1 tRNA gene and 1 rRNA gene are annotated in these 291 nt (G+C 45.4%); both read left to right on the forward strand.

The features are described 5' to 3' along the window. Window positions 1–68, forward strand: a 16S ribosomal RNA gene (locus tag AB8E63_RS08680); the annotation flags it as partial. 50 nt (window positions 69–118) lie between these two features. Continuing rightward, window positions 119–191: transfer RNA gene (locus AB8E63_RS08685), tRNA-Ala, on the forward strand. The last annotated feature ends 100 nt before the right edge of the window (window positions 192–291 follow it).

Consider the following 291-nt stretch of genomic DNA (forward strand, 5'->3'; position numbering starts at 1 on the left):
GATAGATGATTGGGGTGAAGTCGTAACAAGGTAGCCGTATCGGAAGGTGCGGCTGGATCACCTCCTTTCTAAGGATAAGGAATGCACATTGGTCTTGTTTAGTCTTGAGAGGTCTTGTGGGGCCTTAGCTCAGCTGGGAGAGCGCCTGCTTTGCACGCAGGAGGTCAGCGGTTCGATCCCGCTAGGCTCCATTGGTGAGAGATCACCAAGTAATGCACATTGAAAATTGAATATCTATATCAAATAGTAACAAGAAAATAAACCGAAAACGCTGTAGTATTAATAAGAGTT

This window comes from Streptococcus sp. oral taxon 061, from assembly GCF_964211575.1.
In the GTDB taxonomy this organism is placed as follows: Bacteria; Bacillota; Bacilli; order Lactobacillales; family Streptococcaceae; genus Streptococcus.